General features: G+C 46.9%; 18 protein-coding genes. 6 read left to right on the top strand and 12 right to left on the bottom strand.

Features of this window, described 5'->3' with window-relative positions; genetic code table 11:
* Positions 1 to 163: 163 nt before the first annotated feature.
* The 8 genes from E7747_RS16420 to E7747_RS00250 form a co-directional block, all read right to left on the bottom strand.
* The gene (locus E7747_RS16420) at positions 164 to 460 is read right to left on the bottom strand and encodes a PH domain-containing protein (protein ID WP_168185165.1); all 297 of its coding nucleotides are present in this window, start codon (positions 458 to 460) and stop codon (positions 164 to 166) included.
* A 968-nt stretch (positions 461 to 1,428) separates the two neighbouring features.
* A complete protein-coding gene (locus tag E7747_RS00285) occupies positions 1,429 to 2,499 on the bottom strand; it encodes an IS110 family RNA-guided transposase (RefSeq protein ID WP_136413341.1) in 1,071 nt (356 codons plus the stop codon).
* 139 nt (positions 2,500 to 2,638) lie between these two features.
* Positions 2,639 to 3,298, bottom strand: a complete 660-nt coding sequence (locus tag E7747_RS00280) for a hypothetical protein (RefSeq protein ID WP_136413339.1) — start codon at positions 3,296 to 3,298, stop codon at positions 2,639 to 2,641.
* Positions 3,295 to 3,516, bottom strand: a complete 222-nt coding sequence (locus E7747_RS00275) for a hypothetical protein (RefSeq protein ID WP_136413338.1) — start codon at positions 3,514 to 3,516, stop codon at positions 3,295 to 3,297. The genes E7747_RS00280 and E7747_RS00275 overlap by 4 nt, the downstream gene beginning before the upstream one ends.
* A gap of 257 nt (positions 3,517 to 3,773) precedes the next feature.
* On the bottom strand, positions 3,774 to 4,304 hold the full coding sequence (locus E7747_RS00270) for a hypothetical protein (RefSeq protein ID WP_136413336.1): 531 nt from the start codon (positions 4,302 to 4,304) through the stop codon (positions 3,774 to 3,776).
* Between the two features lie 420 nt (positions 4,305 to 4,724).
* Complete coding sequence (locus E7747_RS00260) at positions 4,725 to 6,023, bottom strand: hypothetical protein (RefSeq protein WP_136413332.1); 1,299 nt, start codon at positions 6,021 to 6,023, stop codon at positions 4,725 to 4,727.
* An 11-nt stretch (positions 6,024 to 6,034) separates the two neighbouring features.
* Positions 6,035 to 6,700, bottom strand: coding sequence for an energy transducer TonB (locus E7747_RS16415; protein WP_168185164.1), 666 nt, complete (start codon positions 6,698 to 6,700; stop codon positions 6,035 to 6,037).
* A 4-nt stretch (positions 6,701 to 6,704) separates the two neighbouring features.
* Positions 6,705 to 7,328 carry a radical SAM protein gene (locus tag E7747_RS00250; protein WP_136413330.1) on the bottom strand — a complete coding sequence of 208 codons (624 nt, stop codon included), beginning with the start codon at positions 7,326 to 7,328 and terminating at the stop codon, positions 6,705 to 6,707.
* A 169-nt stretch (positions 7,329 to 7,497) separates the two neighbouring features.
* On the opposite strand from E7747_RS00250, the gene E7747_RS00245 reads away from it, so the two are divergent.
* The 4 genes from E7747_RS00245 to E7747_RS00230 all read left to right on the top strand — a co-directional run bounded on the left by E7747_RS00245 (position 7,498) and on the right by E7747_RS00230 (position 11,796).
* Entirely contained in the window at positions 7,498 to 8,496 is a 999-nt protein-coding gene (locus tag E7747_RS00245; RefSeq protein ID WP_168185163.1) for a GSCFA domain-containing protein, read from the top strand.
* Positions 8,486 to 10,966 carry a bifunctional UDP-N-acetylmuramoyl-tripeptide:D-alanyl-D-alanine ligase/alanine racemase gene (locus tag E7747_RS00240; RefSeq protein WP_136413326.1) on the top strand — a complete coding sequence of 827 codons (2,481 nt, stop codon included), beginning with the start codon at positions 8,486 to 8,488 and terminating at the stop codon, positions 10,964 to 10,966. The genes E7747_RS00245 and E7747_RS00240 overlap by 11 nt, the downstream gene beginning before the upstream one ends.
* Before the next feature lie 73 nt (positions 10,967 to 11,039).
* Positions 11,040 to 11,615 (top strand): zeta toxin family protein, encoded by a 576-nt coding sequence (locus E7747_RS00235; RefSeq protein ID WP_123613247.1) that lies wholly within the window; start codon positions 11,040 to 11,042, stop codon positions 11,613 to 11,615.
* Complete coding sequence (locus E7747_RS00230; protein ID WP_123613248.1) at positions 11,593 to 11,796, top strand: hypothetical protein; 204 nt, start codon at positions 11,593 to 11,595, stop codon at positions 11,794 to 11,796. Before E7747_RS00235 ends, E7747_RS00230 begins: the two co-directional genes overlap by 23 nt.
* A 165-nt stretch (positions 11,797 to 11,961) precedes the next feature.
* On the opposite strand, the gene rbr is transcribed toward E7747_RS00230, so the two are convergent.
* From rbr to uvrA, 4 genes are all read right to left on the bottom strand, one after another.
* Entirely contained in the window at positions 11,962 to 12,543 is a 582-nt protein-coding gene (gene rbr / locus E7747_RS00225; RefSeq protein WP_123613249.1) for a rubrerythrin, read from the bottom strand.
* Between the two features lie 64 nt (positions 12,544 to 12,607).
* Positions 12,608 to 13,429, bottom strand: a complete 822-nt coding sequence (locus E7747_RS00220) for an EFR1 family ferrodoxin (protein ID WP_168185162.1) — start codon at positions 13,427 to 13,429, stop codon at positions 12,608 to 12,610.
* Positions 13,430 to 13,469: 40 nt separating this feature from the next.
* Positions 13,470 to 14,537, bottom strand: coding sequence for a DUF2027 domain-containing protein (locus tag E7747_RS00215; RefSeq protein ID WP_136413322.1), 1,068 nt, complete (start codon positions 14,535 to 14,537; stop codon positions 13,470 to 13,472).
* A 35-nt stretch (positions 14,538 to 14,572) separates the two neighbouring features.
* The gene (gene uvrA / locus E7747_RS00210) at positions 14,573 to 17,449 is read right to left on the bottom strand and encodes an excinuclease ABC subunit UvrA (protein WP_136413320.1); all 2,877 of its coding nucleotides are present in this window, start codon (positions 17,447 to 17,449) and stop codon (positions 14,573 to 14,575) included.
* 195 nt (positions 17,450 to 17,644) lie between these two features.
* On the opposite strand from uvrA, the gene E7747_RS00205 reads away from it, so the two are divergent.
* Together E7747_RS00205 and E7747_RS00200 are read left to right on the top strand one after the other, a co-directional pair.
* The gene (locus E7747_RS00205) at positions 17,645 to 17,932 is read left to right on the top strand and encodes a LysO family transporter (protein WP_136413318.1); all 288 of its coding nucleotides are present in this window, start codon (positions 17,645 to 17,647) and stop codon (positions 17,930 to 17,932) included.
* Positions 17,929 to 18,534, top strand: coding sequence for a lysine exporter LysO family protein (locus tag E7747_RS00200; RefSeq protein ID WP_136413316.1), 606 nt, complete (start codon positions 17,929 to 17,931; stop codon positions 18,532 to 18,534). The genes E7747_RS00205 and E7747_RS00200 overlap by 4 nt, the downstream gene beginning before the upstream one ends.
* The last annotated feature ends 14 nt before the right edge of the window (positions 18,535 to 18,548 follow it).

The following is an 18,548-nucleotide window of genomic DNA, read 5'->3' as shown; positions in this document are numbered from 1 at the left end:
TGGCCTTGTAAGCCATGCACTAATCCATAAGCGGTGACATCAGGCAATAATCCTTCAGTCACCACAAAAGTAATAAATTCCCTACAAACCGTCAAAAATCGGGATAAAAACATTGGAGGGTATTACGGTTCTATTTATCGCATTTCGTCCGTATTGCCTACGACTACAAGCCGCGTTCGCTGCTATATTCGATATTGGGATTTATAGCTTGCAGCGTGTCAACGAATAATTCCTCATCTTCAGGCGACACGTAAATGTAACTGTTTCTGTCGTATATAATACGGAGCTTGATGTAAGTCGCCGAGTAATTTCGGCCACTTTCAACCCAGAATTTTCCACGTCGTATTTTCTTGATGTTGTCTATATTGATGGCTAATGACTTCAAAGGTGTTGATATGCGTAATACATCGTCATCTATGGCATAAGTGACATTACCCCATATATATCGTGCTAAAAGCACTACTGCCAATAGTGGGGCCCCGCTCCAAAGCACGGCAAACAATCCCCATAAGATAGTCGGAGCTGCGATAAAAATGATTACATCAAATATGCACCACATTATTATAGGCCATTTGTACAGCCTATTATCCACCTTGCATCGAAACACTACATGATACTTGTGGATATATGGAGGCGGAACGATTGAATTATTATCCATGTTGTGTTGTTTTGATATTAGAGGCTGTCACCAAAAGACATTATGATTGATTTTTGCGTTGGGCGATTCTTGCGAATCGTTCAAGTCCCAAATAAAGTAATAGCAGTATGAGTTGAGCAATTGGAAGCATAACTGTTAAGGTAAACCAACCCCAGCCATCAGTATCCTCATGCGTCATTCTTAGATAGATTGAATAAGCCGTGTACGAGCTTATGATTACCAAATTTACCAACGCGGCATTATAATGAGTGATTTTGAATAAAGCCAAAGCTATCATTAACGGTTGTGTTATAGCAAATACACATATCATAGCAAGCGACTGACATCTGACAGCAACATCTATGCAGGACGCCAACAGCAGCAGTTCGGTCATAGCCCATACTATCCAAAATCGGTTATCAGTCAGTTTCATTGCTTGCCACCTTCTATGTTGTATTCCAAAATTCTCGTTGAGATTTAGAAAAGATTAACGTTAAAAATCAATTGCTTATGTTTCTGTGCCAATTGTGTAGGCACAAAAGAGTCATGATCGAGGCCTCTGCCCCAATCAAATAACCGGCAATCGGTTAGAGCCCGAAATGCCTTGTAGTAAAAAAAGTCCTATCAGGCAAACTTCTATCAGTCACGCCCCATCGGGCTGACAGTTTACTTATTCAGCATAATAGGAAAGACGCCACAACCTTTCTTTTAGATGCAGCCAAGGCTCATCAAGGAGGCGAGAGTAGCCGTCTTACTGTATTTGCCTATAAGACTTTTGAGTGTCGCATTATCTAACGGCATTCATATCTGCGGTTTGATTTCAGTACGGAAAATATTATGTTGGAGAGCTTGCGGGCTATCCGGATTATGGCTTCCTGCGACTTCATTCCGCGGGTGCACAATGCGCCGAACTTTGCGGAGAGTTCCGCGTCGTGCCGTATGGCTATCCATGAGGCCTCGACTATTTTTGGACCGAGGAATTTGTTTCCCCGGAAAGTCTTCTCACCGACGTATTCCTTGTCGCCGCTTGACGACATCATCGGCACGAGTCCGAGGAACGATGCGAACTGGCGCTGGTTACTGAAGCGACCGATGTCGTCAATCTCGGTAAGCAGGCTCATGGCAATTGTCGAACCAATGCCTGGAACCGACATCAGGATGCCGTATTTCTCGGCATACCTGTCGCTGCGCGCCAGCGAGCGCAATCTGCGGTTCACATCAAGGAGGCGTTCCCTGTAATGGAGTACCTCGGCAATGAGCAGGTCAAGCGAGACCCGTGTGTCGGAGAGCAACCGCACGTCATTCTGCAACCACGTTATGAAACATCTTGTCCAGTGGCGGTTGCTTCGGAAATATTCTTCGGGGTACTCCACGCCGTTGTTGTACAGCAGATGCTTGATTCTGGATTTTATGCCGCCGGAAAGCTTCACAATAGTGGCGCGGTGGCGTACCAGCGCACGGTCGTCGAGGCTGTCCTTCGAGTGAATGTACACACTGCCGAGCTCACCGCGCATAAGGGCTTTGGCCAGCTTTTTTGAATCCACCGGGTCTGACTTCGAGACCTTTTCCTTCTGGGTGGTCGGAACGTCAGCCGCATGTACCACGGTGCATTTTATACCAAGCTCAGTCAGGGCATAATAGGTCGAGAAGCCCGAAAACCCCGTCTCGTAGGCTGCATGGTAGCTACCGTTAGGATAATGCTTGTTCAAATGTTCAAAGAGCTCTTTGGCCGAAGCCTTTTGAGTATGAGTGCGCATAAAACCAGAGGGGGTGAGCACCGTGACACTCCATGTTCTCAGATGGACGTCGATACCAATAGAGATATTTTGTCCGCTGAAATCTTTTTTGTTACTTTGTACCATAGACGTATCGGTTTTGCTGTTAATGTATTTTGCTTTTACAAATTTACATGCAATTGCCCTTACGTCTATCTTTTCTCCTCACTCCTCTCGGGGGAAGCCTTAGCGGCAAGGGGGCAGACAGCCCCCGTTGAGCGCCCCGTCAGCTAATCTGATGCAAACATAGTGACTTTCTGCCATGTGCTATAAGTCTTTTGGTGTGAGAGACTATATAGGGATTGTCGCTGTATTCAACCAACCGATTGGCTGTATCATGAGCGTATTCCGGAATGACATCTACAAACAGTCGTGAAGCCCAATACATCGACTGTTCATAAATTGTCATGAGTTCAATCATTTCGTCTATTGCGTCATGAGTTATGAGATATTTGGTGGCGTTTTCAATGTCCCATCGGCTATTGGTCTGTTCTTTCTTGTCGCCGTTGGCTACCGCAGCGAAATACATCAGCGATGCCTGCACAAAGAATGAATATGCATCATCTTTGTCGTCATATTCAAGTCGCTCACGCCAGTTAGTGAAGAACTGCGTTTCTGAAATCAACGAGTATGTGCCCTCAGTCCAATCCACGCCACGCTCTATGAAATAATATGCTTCTTCCGACTGGAAACCGCAATCCGAGTCGAGGTAATATTCCTCTCTTGGCTCAATTCTTATAGCTCGGATTATAACATTTCCTGCGTTACATTCAAAAAGGATAGTGCCTAATTCGCCGTGATATTCAGCATAATAGTCTCCATGATAATTCATGCCGTCAAGTTCGTGGAATGCGTCGCGGAACGCTGCCTGTTTGTCGCTGTTCATTGATCTGTATTTGGTTTCAGCAACTCACCGATTTTCTTCAGTACTTTGCCAAGACGCTCGTTAATCCTTAATCTCCCGGTCTCGAAAAGCCATATAACCAATGCGACAAGGGCAATTGCACCGACAGCAATCAGCACATCCGTAAGGGAATTAGCTATTCTCCCGATTGACGAAATCAGGACGCATGCTACACCTAATATGGGCCAAATCTGCTTCATTGCCTGCCTCCTTTCCGCCAAAGACAAATGAACAACACTATTATTATAACGAGATCAATTATTGATAGGAATGTATAAAACCAAAAATGCTGTCTGAAACTAAAGATGCAATCAAAGAATGATTTTTGTGTGATTTCAGCACACCACGCTCCCGCTGTATCGACCAAATGGATACAGTCCATCACAGCCCAGACATTTGCAACAATCAAGGCTAAAATCACTACAACACCTACTATTTTCTGCCACTTTTTCATATCTCATCTGAGTAGATTAATGGATTCGACAATGCAATACGGATAAGGTATTGTCCTTTTAGAGTAGTGAAACACTTTTGGGTTAAATAATCTGATTGTTACCTCAATCAGTTCATTTTCTGCCGGAGTTACCTCAATATCGTTATTACATGATAACGGAATGTAATACTCGTTTCCACGATACAGGAATTCAAGTGATGTCGATGAGGTGCAGCCAATCAGTTCCTTTATAACTATTTCGTCTTTGTCGCTCTGCTCAACAGCTTTGCCTAATGCCCTATATATAACTGGTAGCGTTATGGTAGCTACTCCGTTTTCGTCATACTTCATTTTCTTGAAGGCTTTGGCACCATATTTATCTTTGGCGGAATAAGCATCATCGTTACATCCAAAATGACGCTCCGTTTCAGCAATTATGGAGTCAAGTTTTGCGTGACGCTCTTCTTCGGGCAAAATACGCTCCTGCGCATTGACATGAGACACGCCTATCAACAATAGCGTGATAGCAATTATCATATTCAATAGAATCTTCATAATGTCGTTGATCTTTGCTTATCAAGCCATTTATTGATAAAGGGGATTAAAACAATTTGTGGCAAAAATGAGGCTATAAAGCACCCGATAACTGCCAAAGGCCACCAAGACTTATAAGTATCAGAACAGTATGCCACGAAACAAAATAGGATATAATATATAAACCATGTCAGGAGAATCATAAATTTACTATTTCCTTGTTTATTTCTGCCATTAATAAGCCACGCTATTGTCCCACTTATAAGGTATAGGATTACATTACTGATATAAATCGCCAATAATAGTAGTTTTGGTAGACATCTAAAGCGAATCGTACCATCAATTGCCATCACAGGCAAAGCAAGCAACGTTGTTAATCCGATAGCACAATAAATCAGGATTATTATGTATCTTAAAAGCGTCTTTTTATCTTTCATTATATTATTTGATTAGAAGTCTTTTGGCACGCGAGACAATTTCGGGATTGTCGCAGTTTTCGACTAACCTAATTGCCGCATCATGAGTCTCAGCGGGAAGTACGTCGCTAAACAGCCGTGCCGCCCAATACATAGTTTCTTCATAAATCATCCCCATAAGTAGGTCAATCATTGTTTCCTTTTCATCATGAATTATGAGAAATTTGGCGGCGTTTTCAATATCCCATTGGCTGTTGGTCTGTTCTTTCTTGTCGCCATTGGTAACCGCTGCAAAATACATCAGCGATGCCTGCACAAAGAATGAATATGCATCATCTTTGTCGTCATATTCAAGTCGCTCACGCCAGTTAGTGAAGAACTGCGTTTCTGAAATCAACGAGTATGTGCCCTCAGTCCAATCCACGCCACGCTCTATGAAATAATATGCTTCTTCCGACTGGAAACCGCAATCCGAGTCGAGGTAATATTCCTCTCTTGGCTCAATTCTTATAGCTCGGATTATAACATTTCCTGCGTTACATTCAAAAAGGATAGTGCCTAATTCACCGTGATATTCAGCATAATAGTCTCCATGATAATTCATGCCGTCAAGTTCGTGGAATGCGTCGCGGAACGCTGCCTGTTTGTCGCTGTTCATTGATCTGTATTTGGTTTCAGCAACTATATCGGCGTAGATACATCCGGGGATGTGGGTTATAGCGCAGTTGGCTTTAATGCCACGCCTCGCCAACATTGCCTCAAATGAATCCAATCGAGCGGAAGCATCCTTATCGACATCCGAGGGGTCGAGCCATACTCTCGCCTGTCCGTCAAAAATGCCGCCAGCCGTACGCAGTCCATACAGGGCGTTGGTGGCATAGTCAAATGTCTGGAAATACTTTTCGCGCATCTTCCAGTCGCCATGACGTATCTTGTCTTTGGGCATAAAAGTTTTAAGGATTTTCACCCACCGTCTGCGCCATCTGCTGATATACCATGAAATGCCGAATGCCACGGATGCGATACCCAATAACATGATTCCCTGCCAATCTCCCTCCGTCGCCACTTTGTATGTGACAAAAACGAACATAGCTACGAGGTAGACTATGCCGACCGCCACCAATATGAAAGCACCGATTTTCTTCAATACTTTGCCAAGACGCTCGTTAATCCTTAATCTCCCGGTCTCGAAAAGCCATATAACCAATGCGACAAGGGCAATTGCACCGACAGCAATCAGCACATCCGTAAGGGAATTAGCCATTCTCCCGATTGCCGAAATCATGACGCACGCCACACCTATTATGGGCCAAATCTGTTTCATCGCGCTACTCATTATAAATCATCGGATTGTATCACCCCGACCTGTAAAGACATCGAGAAAGAAAATGTCTTATATACATCAACGGGCTTGCCGTTTTTCTTCCCCGGAACGTAATCAGGAAACTGTTTTATGATTCTAATAATCTGCTCTCCAAGCAGAGAGTCTCCTTCAATTATTTCTGTGTATCTAATTTTCCCACTTGCGCCAACTACGTATCCTACAGTAACACTACCGATTATAGCATCTTTTTCTTTACGATAACATTCATCAAAGAAACGACGCATAGCATCGTCGCCACCGGGAAATTGAGGTTTTTCATCAACTTCAGATTCGTCCCAATCTGCCACTATCTCACCTTCAGCCCAATCCATGCTATCGGTTAATTCAATAGGCTCGCCCTGCAATGTATCGCTCGATTGATTTGTTGATGTACCGCTGCATCCCGACATGAGAATCATGCCCGCAGAGATACCGGCGAGGGCTACGGCTTTTCCGGCGAGGGAGCGGGCGCGGAGCTGTTGCTCCAAATAGCGCACTTCGGATTCGCATTTGGGGCATGTGCCGAGGCAGTCGCTCTTGTAGCGACATTCCGACGTGGCGAACTCGATGCCGTTTGCCTCGGCAATCTGCCGACGTATCTCTTTCAATATCTTGCAGGTCTGCTTTCCTCGTGCCATAGTGTCAGTGTTTGCGGAGTTGGTAGGTGAATAAATCGAATTGGGTGACGCTGAGGGCTTCAAGAGCCTTGCAGCTGTTCTCACGGTCAGTGTCGGTGTTGTAGCCGGGTATCAGCGGTATGCGGACTATGCAGTCGCTTTGCCGTCCGGCTTCCGCAATCAGGCGGAGATTTTCGAGAACAAGAGCGTTGCTCTGCCCCGTGTAGTTGCGGTAAATATCGGGGTTCATGTCCTTGATGTCGATAATCAGGGTGTTGACCACCGAGAGCAACGCCTCGATGTTGGCGGTCGGCACATTGAGCGATGTTTCAAGATTGAGCTGCCAAGCCGGACCGCACAACCCATGAAACTCACGGATAAAATCTGGGCGCAGACAAGGCTCTCCGCCGCCGAAAGTCACGCCACCGTTTGTGGCAATGAAATAAAGCTCGTCAATGCGGGTCTCGGCATAGAGCTGTTCCGGAGAATACTCGCGGAAACGTCCGCCGTCGCCAAGCGACTGCGGGTTAAGACAATAGCGACAACGGAGCGTACAGCCGTGAAAAGCCACGAGCGTAGTCACGCCATCGCCGTCAGTCGAGAGGCGATGCCGCGCAATGCCGATGATCTTTGCCCGTTGCTTCTCCATTAGTCTATTATCTGTAATATCGCAAATTTAATTAAAATAATCGACAATGGATGTGACAAATGTCCCAAATGGGCATGAGGCATATTTTTTTGTTGCGATTTTGCATACAGGTGTATTGAGATTATTAGTAATTTTGTCTCAATCATCAGTTCTTCAAAAGGGAGTAAGAATGGAATTTCGTACGGTCATACGTCCCGAGTCAGGGATGAGAGGACTTGTCAGTCATGGCGAGCCCATAGTGCTTGTCGGCTCTTGTTTTTCAGACAATATCGGAGCTTGTCTGAGAGACGAACTGTTTGATGCCGACGTGAATCCGTTCGGTCCGATCTACAATCCTTTGTCGATACAGAGGGCTTTTGAAGTGTTGAAGGATAATACAGTTGTTAAGTCGGAAAGTCTCATAGAAAACGGCGGTTTATGGCATAGCTTCCTTTTTCATTCGCGCTATTCGGCCGTAAACCGAGAGGATGCCGCCGAAAGGATGAACCGCCGGATTGAAGCGGCTGCCATCAATCTGAGAAACGCATCTGTCATTATTATCACATTGGGAACGACGCGTGTGTTCACACTCCGAGCGACAGGCGATGTCGTGGCAAACTGCCATAAACTCCCCGGTTCAGCGTTTGATGTACGCTATCTGACGCTCGATGAGGTCGAGGACGCTTTGACACGGACTGTCGCCACTATAAGGAGTGTTAATCAGCGTGGCCGGATTATCTTTACTGTCAGTCCGTTGCGCTATAATGAACAGGGCGCTCACGGTAATCAGCTGTCCAAATCAACGCTGATGATTGCAGTCGACCGTGTAATAAGGAATGATTCATCCGGCCTGACATCTTATTTCCCGGCATACGAAGTGATGATGGACGACCTTCGCGACTACCGTTTCTATGCCGATGACATGAAACACCCGTCAATGCAGGCCGTAAGATATATCTATCAACTTTTTAAGGATACATATTTTGACAGTGATACGCTCGCACTTGCTTCAGAAGGAGCTGCCTTTACGCGTAGGCTTGCCCATCGGAGACTGAATGGGGCAGATGTGTCACAAAAAGATGAGATGGCTGAAAAAATATCAGTTGCCGAGGCATTTATCAGCCGTTTTCCAGAACTCAAACACGCTTCAATGCGTTATTTAAATAGCTTATTTAACGATGGAATATAATATTTCTGAAATATTAAAGATCATAGGCTCCGGAAATAGAAGTCTGATCGGGGATGGCAATTTTAAAATATCGAGGTTGCTGACCGACAGCCGGTCGCTGACATATCCTTCCGAAACCTTGTTTTTCGCTCTTACCACACAGTCGGGTGATGGCCACCGCTATCTGCGCCAGCTCTACGACAAAGGAGTGAAGAGTTTTGTTGTGTCGGCTGTCCCCGACGATATGAAGAGCCTTGAAGATGCCAATTTCATAGTTACCGATAATCCTCTTGTCGCTCTCCACGCTCTTGCCGGATATCATCGCAATCGTTTCGATGTGCCGGTCATCGCTATTACCGGCAGTCGTGGAAAGACGATAGTCAAAGAGTGGCTCAACAGCTTGCTTCAGGACGATATAGTCATAACACGCAGTCCTCGAAGCTATAATTCGCAGATTGGTGTCCCTCTTTCGGTCTGGGAATTGAACGAGAGAACGCAACTCGCTATTTTTGAGGCCGGAATATCAATGCCCGGCGAGATGGCGAGGCTCAAGGATATAATCCGGCCGGAAATTGGAATTTTTACAAATATAGGAACTGCCCACAGCAGCGGTTTCCTGTCAATAGAGGATAAGTGTCGTGAGAAAGCATCTTTGCTCAGTGATTGCAGATGTGTCATATATAACAGTGATGACGAACTTATCAGTCGCTGCATGCCTGATGTTCCTGTAAAACTTGGATGGTCTCGCATAGACAGCACTTCGCCCCTTTTCGTTGAAAAAGTCGAGAGCGGAGGCGGAATGTCGCGCCTGACATTCTGCTATCTCGGTGGAGAGCAGCAGACGGTAGAGATTCCTTTTGCCAATGAGCATGATATTGAGAATGCTATCCACTGTCTTGCCACAATGCTTTATCTTGATATTCCTGCCGATGTGATTGCAGAGCGTATGGCCCGTCTGACTCCTGTCGGGACACGCCTTGAGGTGATAGAAGGTGTCAACGGTTGTTTGCTTATCCATGACAGCTACACGAGCGACTTCAATTCTCTCTCTCCGGCGCTTGATTTTATGCGCCGTAGGGCAGTGGCAGACCGTTCGTTAACGGCTGTCATAAGCGATCTCAGCTGTGGCGAAGGTGCTACGGATGAGGATTACGCGAGAATGGCCGAGCTTCTTGCTATGGCTGGCATCAGTCGGTTGATTGGAGTCGGGCCGGAATTGAAACGCCATGCCGGATGTTTCAATCTTGAAAAAGAATTTTTCGATACGACAGAGGTGTTTCTCGAAAAGATGTCGGTACGCGATTTTAATCGGGAGCTGATTCTTGTCAAGGGCGCTCCACGCTTCGGGTTCGCACGTATATGTGAGCTCCTTGAGGCACGTCAGCATGAAACCGTGCTCGAAATCAATCTTGATGCAGTGGTTGATAATTTCAATGCCTTCCGTTCGCGCATTAGGCCGACCACCGGTATTGCCTGTATGATAAAGGCATCCGGCTACGGAGCAGGATCCCATGAACTCGCCCGAACGCTTCAGGCTCAGGGCGCTACATATCTTGCCGTGGCCGTTCACGACGAGGGTGCGGAACTGCGACGTGCAGGAATAACAATGCCCATACTCGTGCTCAATCCGACCGTCGAGAATTTCCATGCGATTTTCACTGACCGACTCGAACCGGAGATATACAGCTTTGATTTTCTTGAAGCTCTGATCAGGGAAGCAGGCCACTATGGCGTAAAGAACTTTCCAATCCATATTAAGATTGATTCCGGCATGCACCGTCTCGGATTTCTGAAGGAGGATCTTCCTCGGCTCATCGATATGCTGAAGAGCACTGACTGTGTGACGCCACGTTCGATTTTCTCGCATCTCTGTGCCGCCGATGATCCTATGGAGGATGACTACACGAAATCCCAGTTCGAATATTTTGATGAATGCTGCCGGATTGTCCTTTCTGCTTTTCCCGGACAAAAGATTCTACGACACATACTGAATTCGACAGGAATCACACGTTTCCCGGACCATCAGCTTGACATGGTGCGTCTCGGCATCGGGCTTTATGGCATAAAAACGCTACATGACGGCTCGCAGGACGACCTCCGGCCGGTGTCGTCGCTCCATACGGTAATCCTGTCTATTAAACACTGGCCTGCCGGGACTACCATAGGCTATAACCGCCGGGGAGTCCTGAAGCGTGACTCTGTGATAGCTACAGTCCCTGTCGGTTATGCCGACGGTATCAACCGACATCTCGGCTATGGCAACGCGTGTATGGTTGTCAGAGGTGTCAAATGTCCGACTGTCGGTACAATCTGTATGGATGCCTGCATGATTGATGTCACTGACGTGGAGCATGTGAGTGTCGGAGACAGGGTAGAGGTCTTCGGCGAGAGCATTCCCGTAGATACTCTTGCCGAGACCTTGGGAACTATACCTTACGAAGTGCTGACCTCTGTTTCCAGCCGTGTCAAACGCGTCTATTACAGGGAATGATGACTTAAAATTATAATCTTTACAAAACACACCCCGTCAAAAAAACAATTGACAATTAAAAACCAATATTATTATGAAATCGCCCAGTTTATACATCATCGCAGGTTGCAACGGAGCAGGTAAGACAACAGCTTCGTTCACGATATTGCCTGACGTCCTTGACTGCCAGCAGTTTGTCAATGCCGATGAGATTGCTAAAGGACTGTCGCCTTTCCATCCGGAAAGCGTCTCCCTTGAGGCGGGGCGCATTATGCTTCACCGTATCGAGAAACTGTTGCATAACGGCATCACTTTTGCGATTGAAACGACTCTCGCCACGCGAAGCTATCACGCTCTGATTTCCAAAGCCCATAAGCTCGGGTATCTCGTACACCTACTCTATATATGGCTATCTTCGCCACAGCTTGCCATAAAACGTGTGGCTCAGCGTGTGAGCGAGGGCGGCCATAACATCCCGACGGATGTAATTATCCGTCGTTATCACCACGGTATAAGTAACTTATTTAATCTTTTCATGCCTATTGTCGACAGTTGGACTATCATCGACAATACCTGCTGCCGCCCCCGTGTGGTGGCCAATGACACATTGACCTTAGCACCAGAATTGTATGACCGAATTAAAAAAGATGGAGAATATAAAATTGACTGACAATATTTCTGAAAGACTTGCACGAGGCATGGAACTGGCCGTAGAGAAGTGTCTTATCGACAAAGTCGTTAAGGGACAGTCTGTCGTCTATGCTCATGATGACGGCTCAGTCTACACGATGTCTGCCAAAGACGCTCTTGACCATTTTCTTGCCGAAGCAGCCCGAGAGGCGCGGAAGTGACAGAAAAGACTCTTCGAAATTTCCGGCTGCGACTAAAAATCGCGACCGGAAATTCTTTTGTATCTCTGTCCGGCGCACAAAAAAGGACCTGCGGTGTGCAGGTCCTGAAAATCAATTTACCTTATTCGGGAGGGATTGTTTGTTGGGAGAGATTAGTAGGAGAGATTAGTAGTTGTCGGCTTTGCGTTCGAAGTAGCCTTGTTCCTTGCCGCAGACGGGGCAGCGTTTGGGAGCAGACTTGCCTTTGTGGACGTAGCCACAGTGCATGCACTGCCATTCTTCTTCCTCTTCGCCTGAGAATTCCTGTCCGTTGGTCAGGCGTTCGAGCAGACGAAGATAGCGTTGCTCGTGCTGAATCTCGACTTTAGCCACCATCTTGAAAAGGGCTGCAATGTCGGGAAAACCTTCTTCTTCGGCTGTCCCTGCAAACGAAGCGTAGAGGTCACTCCATTCCTCGCGTTCTCCGGCGGCAGCTTCGCGAAGGTTTGTCATTGTGTCGGCCACGACTCCGGCAGGGTAACCTGCGGCAATCTGTACGACTCCGCCTTCAAGGCGCGAGAAGAAAAGCTCGGCATGGCTGAGTTCCTGTTCGGCAGTAATTAGGAAGATGCGTGCGATTTGTTCGTAGCCTTCCTCACGTGCCTTCTTTGCAAACAGTGTGTAGCGTGAACGGGCTTGGCTTTCACCTGCGAACGATGCGAGAAGATTATGTTCGGTCTTTGTTCCTTTGATTGATTTTTTCTCCATAGGATTCAGTGTGTGTTGTTAAATTCGGGCAAAATAGTTTGCATAATATTAACATCCGGCCAGCCTAAAGAGTTCGCACTGAAGGATTGAAATATTGCCCCTTGTTTCTTGTCGCTTTTCCATACATGACCGCATGACGTGGACAGATATGATAGCATGCCAGACATCCGGCACAATTATCTCCCCATTGCGGGTGCTTGCGGGTGCGGCCTGTGCGGTCTGCTGTCGAGTATGGCCGCATCTCGATATTGCGTAAAGGGCACACTGCACTGCATTTCCCGCATGAAATACAATCGGAAGTGTAATGGAAAGGTTTCGGTGACATGGCATTACGTACAAACCAAGGATAGATGATCTTAGTCTTTATCCATGCGAATTTTCCTCGGATTACGTCTGTGTGCCATTTTATGTCGTCAGAGACTTCCCGGATTTCATCGGCAATTTCAGAGATGCGTTTCGGAGCGGAGTCAAGCTTTTGTTGTTCGACGGATTTTGAGTCGACATCAAATCCGCTCATACATACGTAGTTGTTTGGCATTGTGAGGGAGTATGCGTTCGCGCTTTTCCATCCACGGGCGGAAATGTCCTTGCGCCACATCTCAGGTGCCAGCCCGCAGTCGTCGCCACAGGTAAGAACAAGATGATGCACAACATCACCTTTGCCTGATACGTTAAATTCTATTCTTTTGATAATGGTACGTATATATGGTGGTATGCCCCATGAGTAGACGGGGCATACCCAGACGACAGTTCTGTCATCCTTGTCAAGAGTGACGGGTGAGGATATGATTGCCGGTCTTAATTCCATGAGTTTCTGACCAAGTAGCGAAGACAGGGATTCAGCTACGAAACGAGAATTGCCGGTGCCTGAAAACCAAAGAATCATTCGATGTGGAAATTTATTAAGATTTCGCGTGTATCTGTACTTAAATCGTGACCTGTGTAGCACCAAAGCCAAATTCCCGGAATGAGGCATCCTGAACGTCGTGTCCTTTGTAGCGATGGTTAAGTTCTTTCATCAGTGCTGCCCGGAGCACTCCTTCACCCTTGCCGTGGATAAAGACAATCTTCTGACCTTTGTTTTTCAGATTTTCGTCCATTACCTTGCGGAATTCGTCAATCTGGAGGTTGAGGATATCGGCCGGTGACAGACCTGCAGTAGTGTCGACCAGTTCGTTTATATGGAGGTCTACTTCAATGCGTTCGCCGCGTTTTGGATGCGATTTCTGCACAGGACGCTTCACCTGACGGTCTATGACTTTCTTGGCCTTTAATCCTTTTTCAAGCTGAGACGAGTCAAGAATCATGCGTTGGCGGGGCTTGTCGTTCGTTACAAGGTCAATGGCAATAACTTCCTTGTCGAAGTATGGGTTGGAACGGAAGCAATGTAGTTTGAAGAATTTAGTGGTATCGAGCGCTGTCTCAATTGCAACAGGTGATTTTAACTTGAATTCACGATCCGATTTGAATGCGATCATCTGGAATGCAATCCGATCCATCGATGGGAGATCAGTGTCGGTAATTTCTTCGAGAAATACCTGAATATTGGGTTCGACGACACCCGCATAGCGTGTTGTCCAGCCATCGGATTCATCAGAGCGTGAGAGATACGTGAAATAAATATAGTAGTTGGAATCGTTGACAAGATAGGTGTCAAAAGTCGATGTATTCAGATGCTTTATGTCGGCCGGTTCGTAGGCAAGTACGATATTGAGTTTCTCACCTTCCGGTGTTTCCTCGATTGGCAGATCCTCTTTGGCAGGTGTGGACGAGGTCTGTTTTGGAGCGGTCTGTACTTTCGCTGTGATTTCATCTTGGGAGACCGCCACTTTCTTCTCTGTGACTTCAGCCGGAGCTACCACTACGCATTCGCGGAGAAGAGTAGGGGTCTCGAAGCCATCGTCGTCGACGTATGCGATATTGCCTTCTATTTTTTTGATGATACCGCCACCGACGGAGTTCAGGAAGCGGACACGATCACCTATTTTTGCCATGATAATTTCGATTATGGTAGTTTGTTACTTGTAGATTACAATTTATCTTTTAGGAATTTGCCTGTATACGAAGTCTCACAGGCCGTGATTTCTTCGGGAGTGCCTGTCGCGACGAGGTTGCCTCCTGCATCGCCGCCTTCCGGGCCTATATCAATTATATGGTCGGCACACTTTATCACGTCCATGTTGTGTTCGATGATAAGGACTGTGTGTCCCAATGATATGAGACGGTCGAATGACTTCATTAGAGTCGCTATGTCGTGGAAATGCAGACCGGTCGTAGGTTCGTCAAATATATACAGAGTCGGCTCGGCTTTCTCATCGGCAAAAAATGATGCAAGTTTCACTCGCTGATTTTCACCGCCTGAAAGAGACGATGAGTTTTGTCCTACCTTTATATAACCGAGTCCTACATCACTCAGGGGACGCAGACGTTTGACAATCCGTTTTTCCTGCGAACCGTCACTTTCACTGAAAAATTCGATTGCCTGATTAATGGTCATTTCGAGAATATCGTAGATGTTCTTACCTCGATATTCGACTTCGAGAATCTCTTTCTGATAACGTTTGCCGTGACATGACTCACATGGCACTGTAATGTCGGCCATGAACTGCATCTCGATAGTTATGTAACCGTCGCCTTTACATTCCTCACACCGTCCTCCGTCGGAATTGAACGAGAAGTCCGAAGCAGTGTAGCCCATCTGTTTCGCTCCTTGAGTGGAAGCGTAGAGCTTGCGGATTTCATCGAATGCCTTAAGGTAAGTGGCGGGATTGGAACGTGTCGATTTGCCGATTGGATTCTGGTCGACAAACTCAACATTTTTAATCCGGTGTAGATCGCCCTCAAGTCTTCGGAATGTTCCCGGGGCATCTCCCGGATTTCCGAGGTGACGGTTGAGCGCACGGAAGAGAATGTCGCGGACGAGGGTGGATTTTCCTGAACCGCTGACACCTGTCACGACTGTCATGACCCCGAGAGGAAATCTGACATCAATGTCCTTGAGGTTGTGTTCCATCGCACCGATTACATTTATTGAATCTCTCCACTTGCGCCGTTGTTTAGGAACAGGAATCGAGAGCTCGCCGGTGAGATAGCGGGCGGTATAGCTGCCGTTTGTCTCTGTGCCGGATTTTTCTTTAGGAATCAGATGGGACGGTTCGCCCTGAAAGATTATTTTGCCGCCAAGCCGCCCGGCATCCGGACCGACATCAATCAGATAGTCTGCGGCTCGCATGATTTCTTCATCGTGTTCGACCACAACGACTGTGTTCCCGAGGTCGCGGAGTTTTTTGAGGACAGCAATCAGGCGGTCGGTATCGCGGGAGTGAAGTCCGATTGATGGCTCGTCAAGAATGTAGAGCGAGCCGACCAGACTGCTTCCAAGTGATGTCGCGAGGTTTATGCGCTGGCTTTCGCCTCCTGAGAGTGATGACGACAGACGGTCTAATGACAGATAGCCGAGACCGACTTCTTCGAGATAGGAGATGCGGTTGTTTATCTCACGCATCAGACGACCGGCTATCTTCGAATCGTTTTCATCAAGGGTAAGGTTACGGAAAAAAGTGACCAGCCCGCTGACTGGCATACTCACGAGTTCCCCTATCGTCTTTCCTCCTACTTTTACATAAGACGCAGATTTTTTCAGACGCGAGCCATGACATTCCGGGCAGACGGTTTTGCCTTGATATCGCGCTTTCATGACGCGATATTGTATCTTGTACTGATTCTCGTCAAGCATTTTGAAAAAATTGTCGATAGACGGGAATTCGCCGTAAGTCGTAGTGACTCCTGACATATCGGCCGGACCATGCCACAGAAGGTCTCTTTCCTCTTGAGTGAGGTCGAGATACGGTTTGTGGATGGGGAATTTGAATTGGGCAGAGTCTGCGATGAAAATTCGTTTCCATTCGCTCATCTTGTCTCCGCGCCAGCAAGCCACGGCATTGTCGTAGACCGAAAGAGTGTTGTTGGGGACGACAAGCCGCTCGTCTACACCGAGCACTTTTCCGAAACCGCCGCATGTGGGACACGCACCGACAGGATTGTTGAAGTTAAACATCATGTCGGTCGGAGTCTCAAAACGGATACCGTCGGCCTCGAAGATTTTTGAGAATTCTTTCTCTATGATTCCGTCTTCGGACCATAAGAGTGTTTTGAGGCTGTCACGCCCTTCAAAAAATGCAGCTTCAATCGAATCATTAAGACGGCTGATTTCATCAGCTTCTGTCGAAATTACAAGACGGTCGATGAGAAGACTATAGTCGGCAGGTTTAAAGGTGTCGGAATCCCCGGCTTCTCTGACAGATGGGAGAAGATCTTCAATGTCGATAAATTCGTTGTCTTTGACCACACGCGAGTAGCCCGCTTTAAGGTAGACATCAAGCTGGGATGCAAATTTTCGTCCTTCGGGAAGAATTATAGGCGCGACGATAGCTGCGCGTGTGCCTTCGGGATAAGAGGTGACGTAGTTGACAACATCGTTTATGGTATGTTTCTTTACTTCTTCACCGCTTATGGGGGAGAAGGTATGGCCTACACGACCGAAAAGCAGGCGCATATAGTCATATATTTCAGTAGATGTGCCTACGGTGCTTCGCGGATTGCGGGTGTTGACTTTCTGCTCGATGGCGATTGCCGGTGGAAGTCCGAGAATAGCCTTGCATTCGGGTTTGGGCATCTTGCCCATGAACTGACGTGCGTAGCTGCTCAGGCTTTCGACATAGCGTCGCTGCCCTTCTGCATAAAGGGTGTCGAAAGCAAGCGATGATTTTCCAGAGCCGGAGACACCGGTAATAACGACAAGCTTTCCGCGCGGAATCTCAACATCAACGTCTTTGAGGTTGTTGACCTTTGCTCCTAAGACGATGATATTTTGTTCCTGAGGAGATATGTGGTTTTCTTTCTGCATTTTTAGGATTCCTTCAATTGTAACATACAAAGTTATAAAAAATCCGTTAGAAATACAAGCTGCAGCCATGTGTCAGCCGTATATGTCTTATGCTTACATCTCATAAATTTTGCTTAATTTTGCAGTCGCCTGACTCTACTGTGAATTGGCTGATATATTCAGTAGAATTATAATCTGTAACACGGTTACTCATATATGGTGGTTATTATAAGTATGATATTGCTCGGTATTGTGGCCGGGTATTTTCTAAGACGGAGAAAATTGAGATATCTTGACAATATTGTGATGGGTATCATCTGGCTGCTCCTGTTTCTTCTTGGGGTCGAAGCCGGAAGCGACGAGAGGATTGTCAGATGGATCGCATCGTTGGGTATGGAGGCATTTACCATAAGCCTCGGAGGTGTGGCAGGTAGCTCTGTTCTGTCATTGATTCTCTGGAGATTCACAAGTAAAAATGGCTGTGGGAAAGGAGACAGGCGATGAAGGGGAGTCTTATAATAGTCGGATTTTTTGTCATTGGAATTCTATGCGGCTATACAGGTCTGGTTGACATCGGTAGCTTCGGTTTTGATATCAGCTTTGTGGCTCTTGCAATGCTGATTTTTTTTGTGGGCATAGGAATCGGCCATAATATCTCGGGACTTAAACAAAATCTGCGGACGCTAAGTCCGGGCATGCTATTTTTGCCGCTTGTTACTATTATCGGGACATTGGCCGGGGTTCTGGCTGTTTCTTTTTTCATTCCGTCTCGCAGCATACCTGAAGTTCTCGCTGTCGGTTCGGGCTTCGGGTATTATTCGCTATCAAGCATTCTGATAACCGATGCCAAGGGAGCTGAATTGGGTGTCATAGCTCTCCTTGCCAATATATGCAGGGAGATTATAACGCTGCTCGGAGCGCCTCTGTTGTGCAGGTTGTTCGGACCGCTTGCTCCGATTTCATCCGGCGGGGCTACATCGATGGATACGACTCTGCCGATAATCACAGCCGTTTCCGGCAATAAGTTTGCAGTTCTGTCGGTCTATCATGGCTTTGTCGTTGATTTGATTGTCCCTCTGCTCGTCAGCCTTTTCTGCAGTCTGTGAATGCCGGATGTCTG

It is taken from the genome of Duncaniella dubosii, assembly GCF_004803915.1.
In the GTDB taxonomy this organism is placed as follows: domain Bacteria; phylum Bacteroidota; class Bacteroidia; order Bacteroidales; family Muribaculaceae; genus Duncaniella; species Duncaniella dubosii.
The sequence above is the reverse complement of the archived record's forward strand: the minus strand, read 5'-3'. Positions and strand labels throughout refer to the sequence as shown.

Coding starts and splice junctions, on each gene's coding strand:
- E7747_RS00285 (WP_136413341.1), bottom strand. CDS start 2,499: ATGGTACAAAGTAACAAAAAAGATTTCAGCGGACAAAATATCTCTATT.
- E7747_RS00280 (WP_136413339.1), bottom strand. CDS start 3,298: ATGAACAGCGACAAACAGGCAGCGTTCCGCGACGCATTCCACGAACTT.
- E7747_RS00275 (WP_136413338.1), bottom strand. CDS start 3,516: ATGAAGCAGATTTGGCCCATATTAGGTGTAGCATGCGTCCTGATTTCG.
- E7747_RS00270 (WP_136413336.1), bottom strand. CDS start 4,304: ATGAAGATTCTATTGAATATGATAATTGCTATCACGCTATTGTTGATA.
- E7747_RS00260 (WP_136413332.1), bottom strand. CDS start 6,023: ATGAAACAGATTTGGCCCATAATAGGTGTGGCGTGCGTCATGATTTCG.
- E7747_RS16415 (WP_168185164.1), bottom strand. CDS start 6,700: ATGGCACGAGGAAAGCAGACCTGCAAGATATTGAAAGAGATACGTCGG.
- E7747_RS00250 (WP_136413330.1), bottom strand. CDS start 7,328: ATGGAGAAGCAACGGGCAAAGATCATCGGCATTGCGCGGCATCGCCTC.
- E7747_RS00245 (WP_168185163.1), top strand. CDS start 7,498: ATGGAATTTCGTACGGTCATACGTCCCGAGTCAGGGATGAGAGGACTT.
- E7747_RS00240 (WP_136413326.1), top strand. CDS start 8,486: ATGGAATATAATATTTCTGAAATATTAAAGATCATAGGCTCCGGAAAT.
- E7747_RS00235 (WP_123613247.1), top strand. CDS start 11,040: ATGAAATCGCCCAGTTTATACATCATCGCAGGTTGCAACGGAGCAGGT.
- E7747_RS00230 (WP_123613248.1), top strand. CDS start 11,593: ATGGAGAATATAAAATTGACTGACAATATTTCTGAAAGACTTGCACGA.
- rbr (WP_123613249.1), bottom strand. CDS start 12,543: ATGGAGAAAAAATCAATCAAAGGAACAAAGACCGAACATAATCTTCTC.
- E7747_RS00220 (WP_168185162.1), bottom strand. CDS start 13,429: ATGATTCTTTGGTTTTCAGGCACCGGCAATTCTCGTTTCGTAGCTGAA.
- E7747_RS00215 (WP_136413322.1), bottom strand. CDS start 14,537: ATGGCAAAAATAGGTGATCGTGTCCGCTTCCTGAACTCCGTCGGTGGC.
- uvrA (WP_136413320.1), bottom strand. CDS start 17,449: ATGCAGAAAGAAAACCACATATCTCCTCAGGAACAAAATATCATCGTC.
- E7747_RS00205 (WP_136413318.1), top strand. CDS start 17,645: ATGGTGGTTATTATAAGTATGATATTGCTCGGTATTGTGGCCGGGTAT.
- E7747_RS00200 (WP_136413316.1), top strand. CDS start 17,929: ATGAAGGGGAGTCTTATAATAGTCGGATTTTTTGTCATTGGAATTCTA.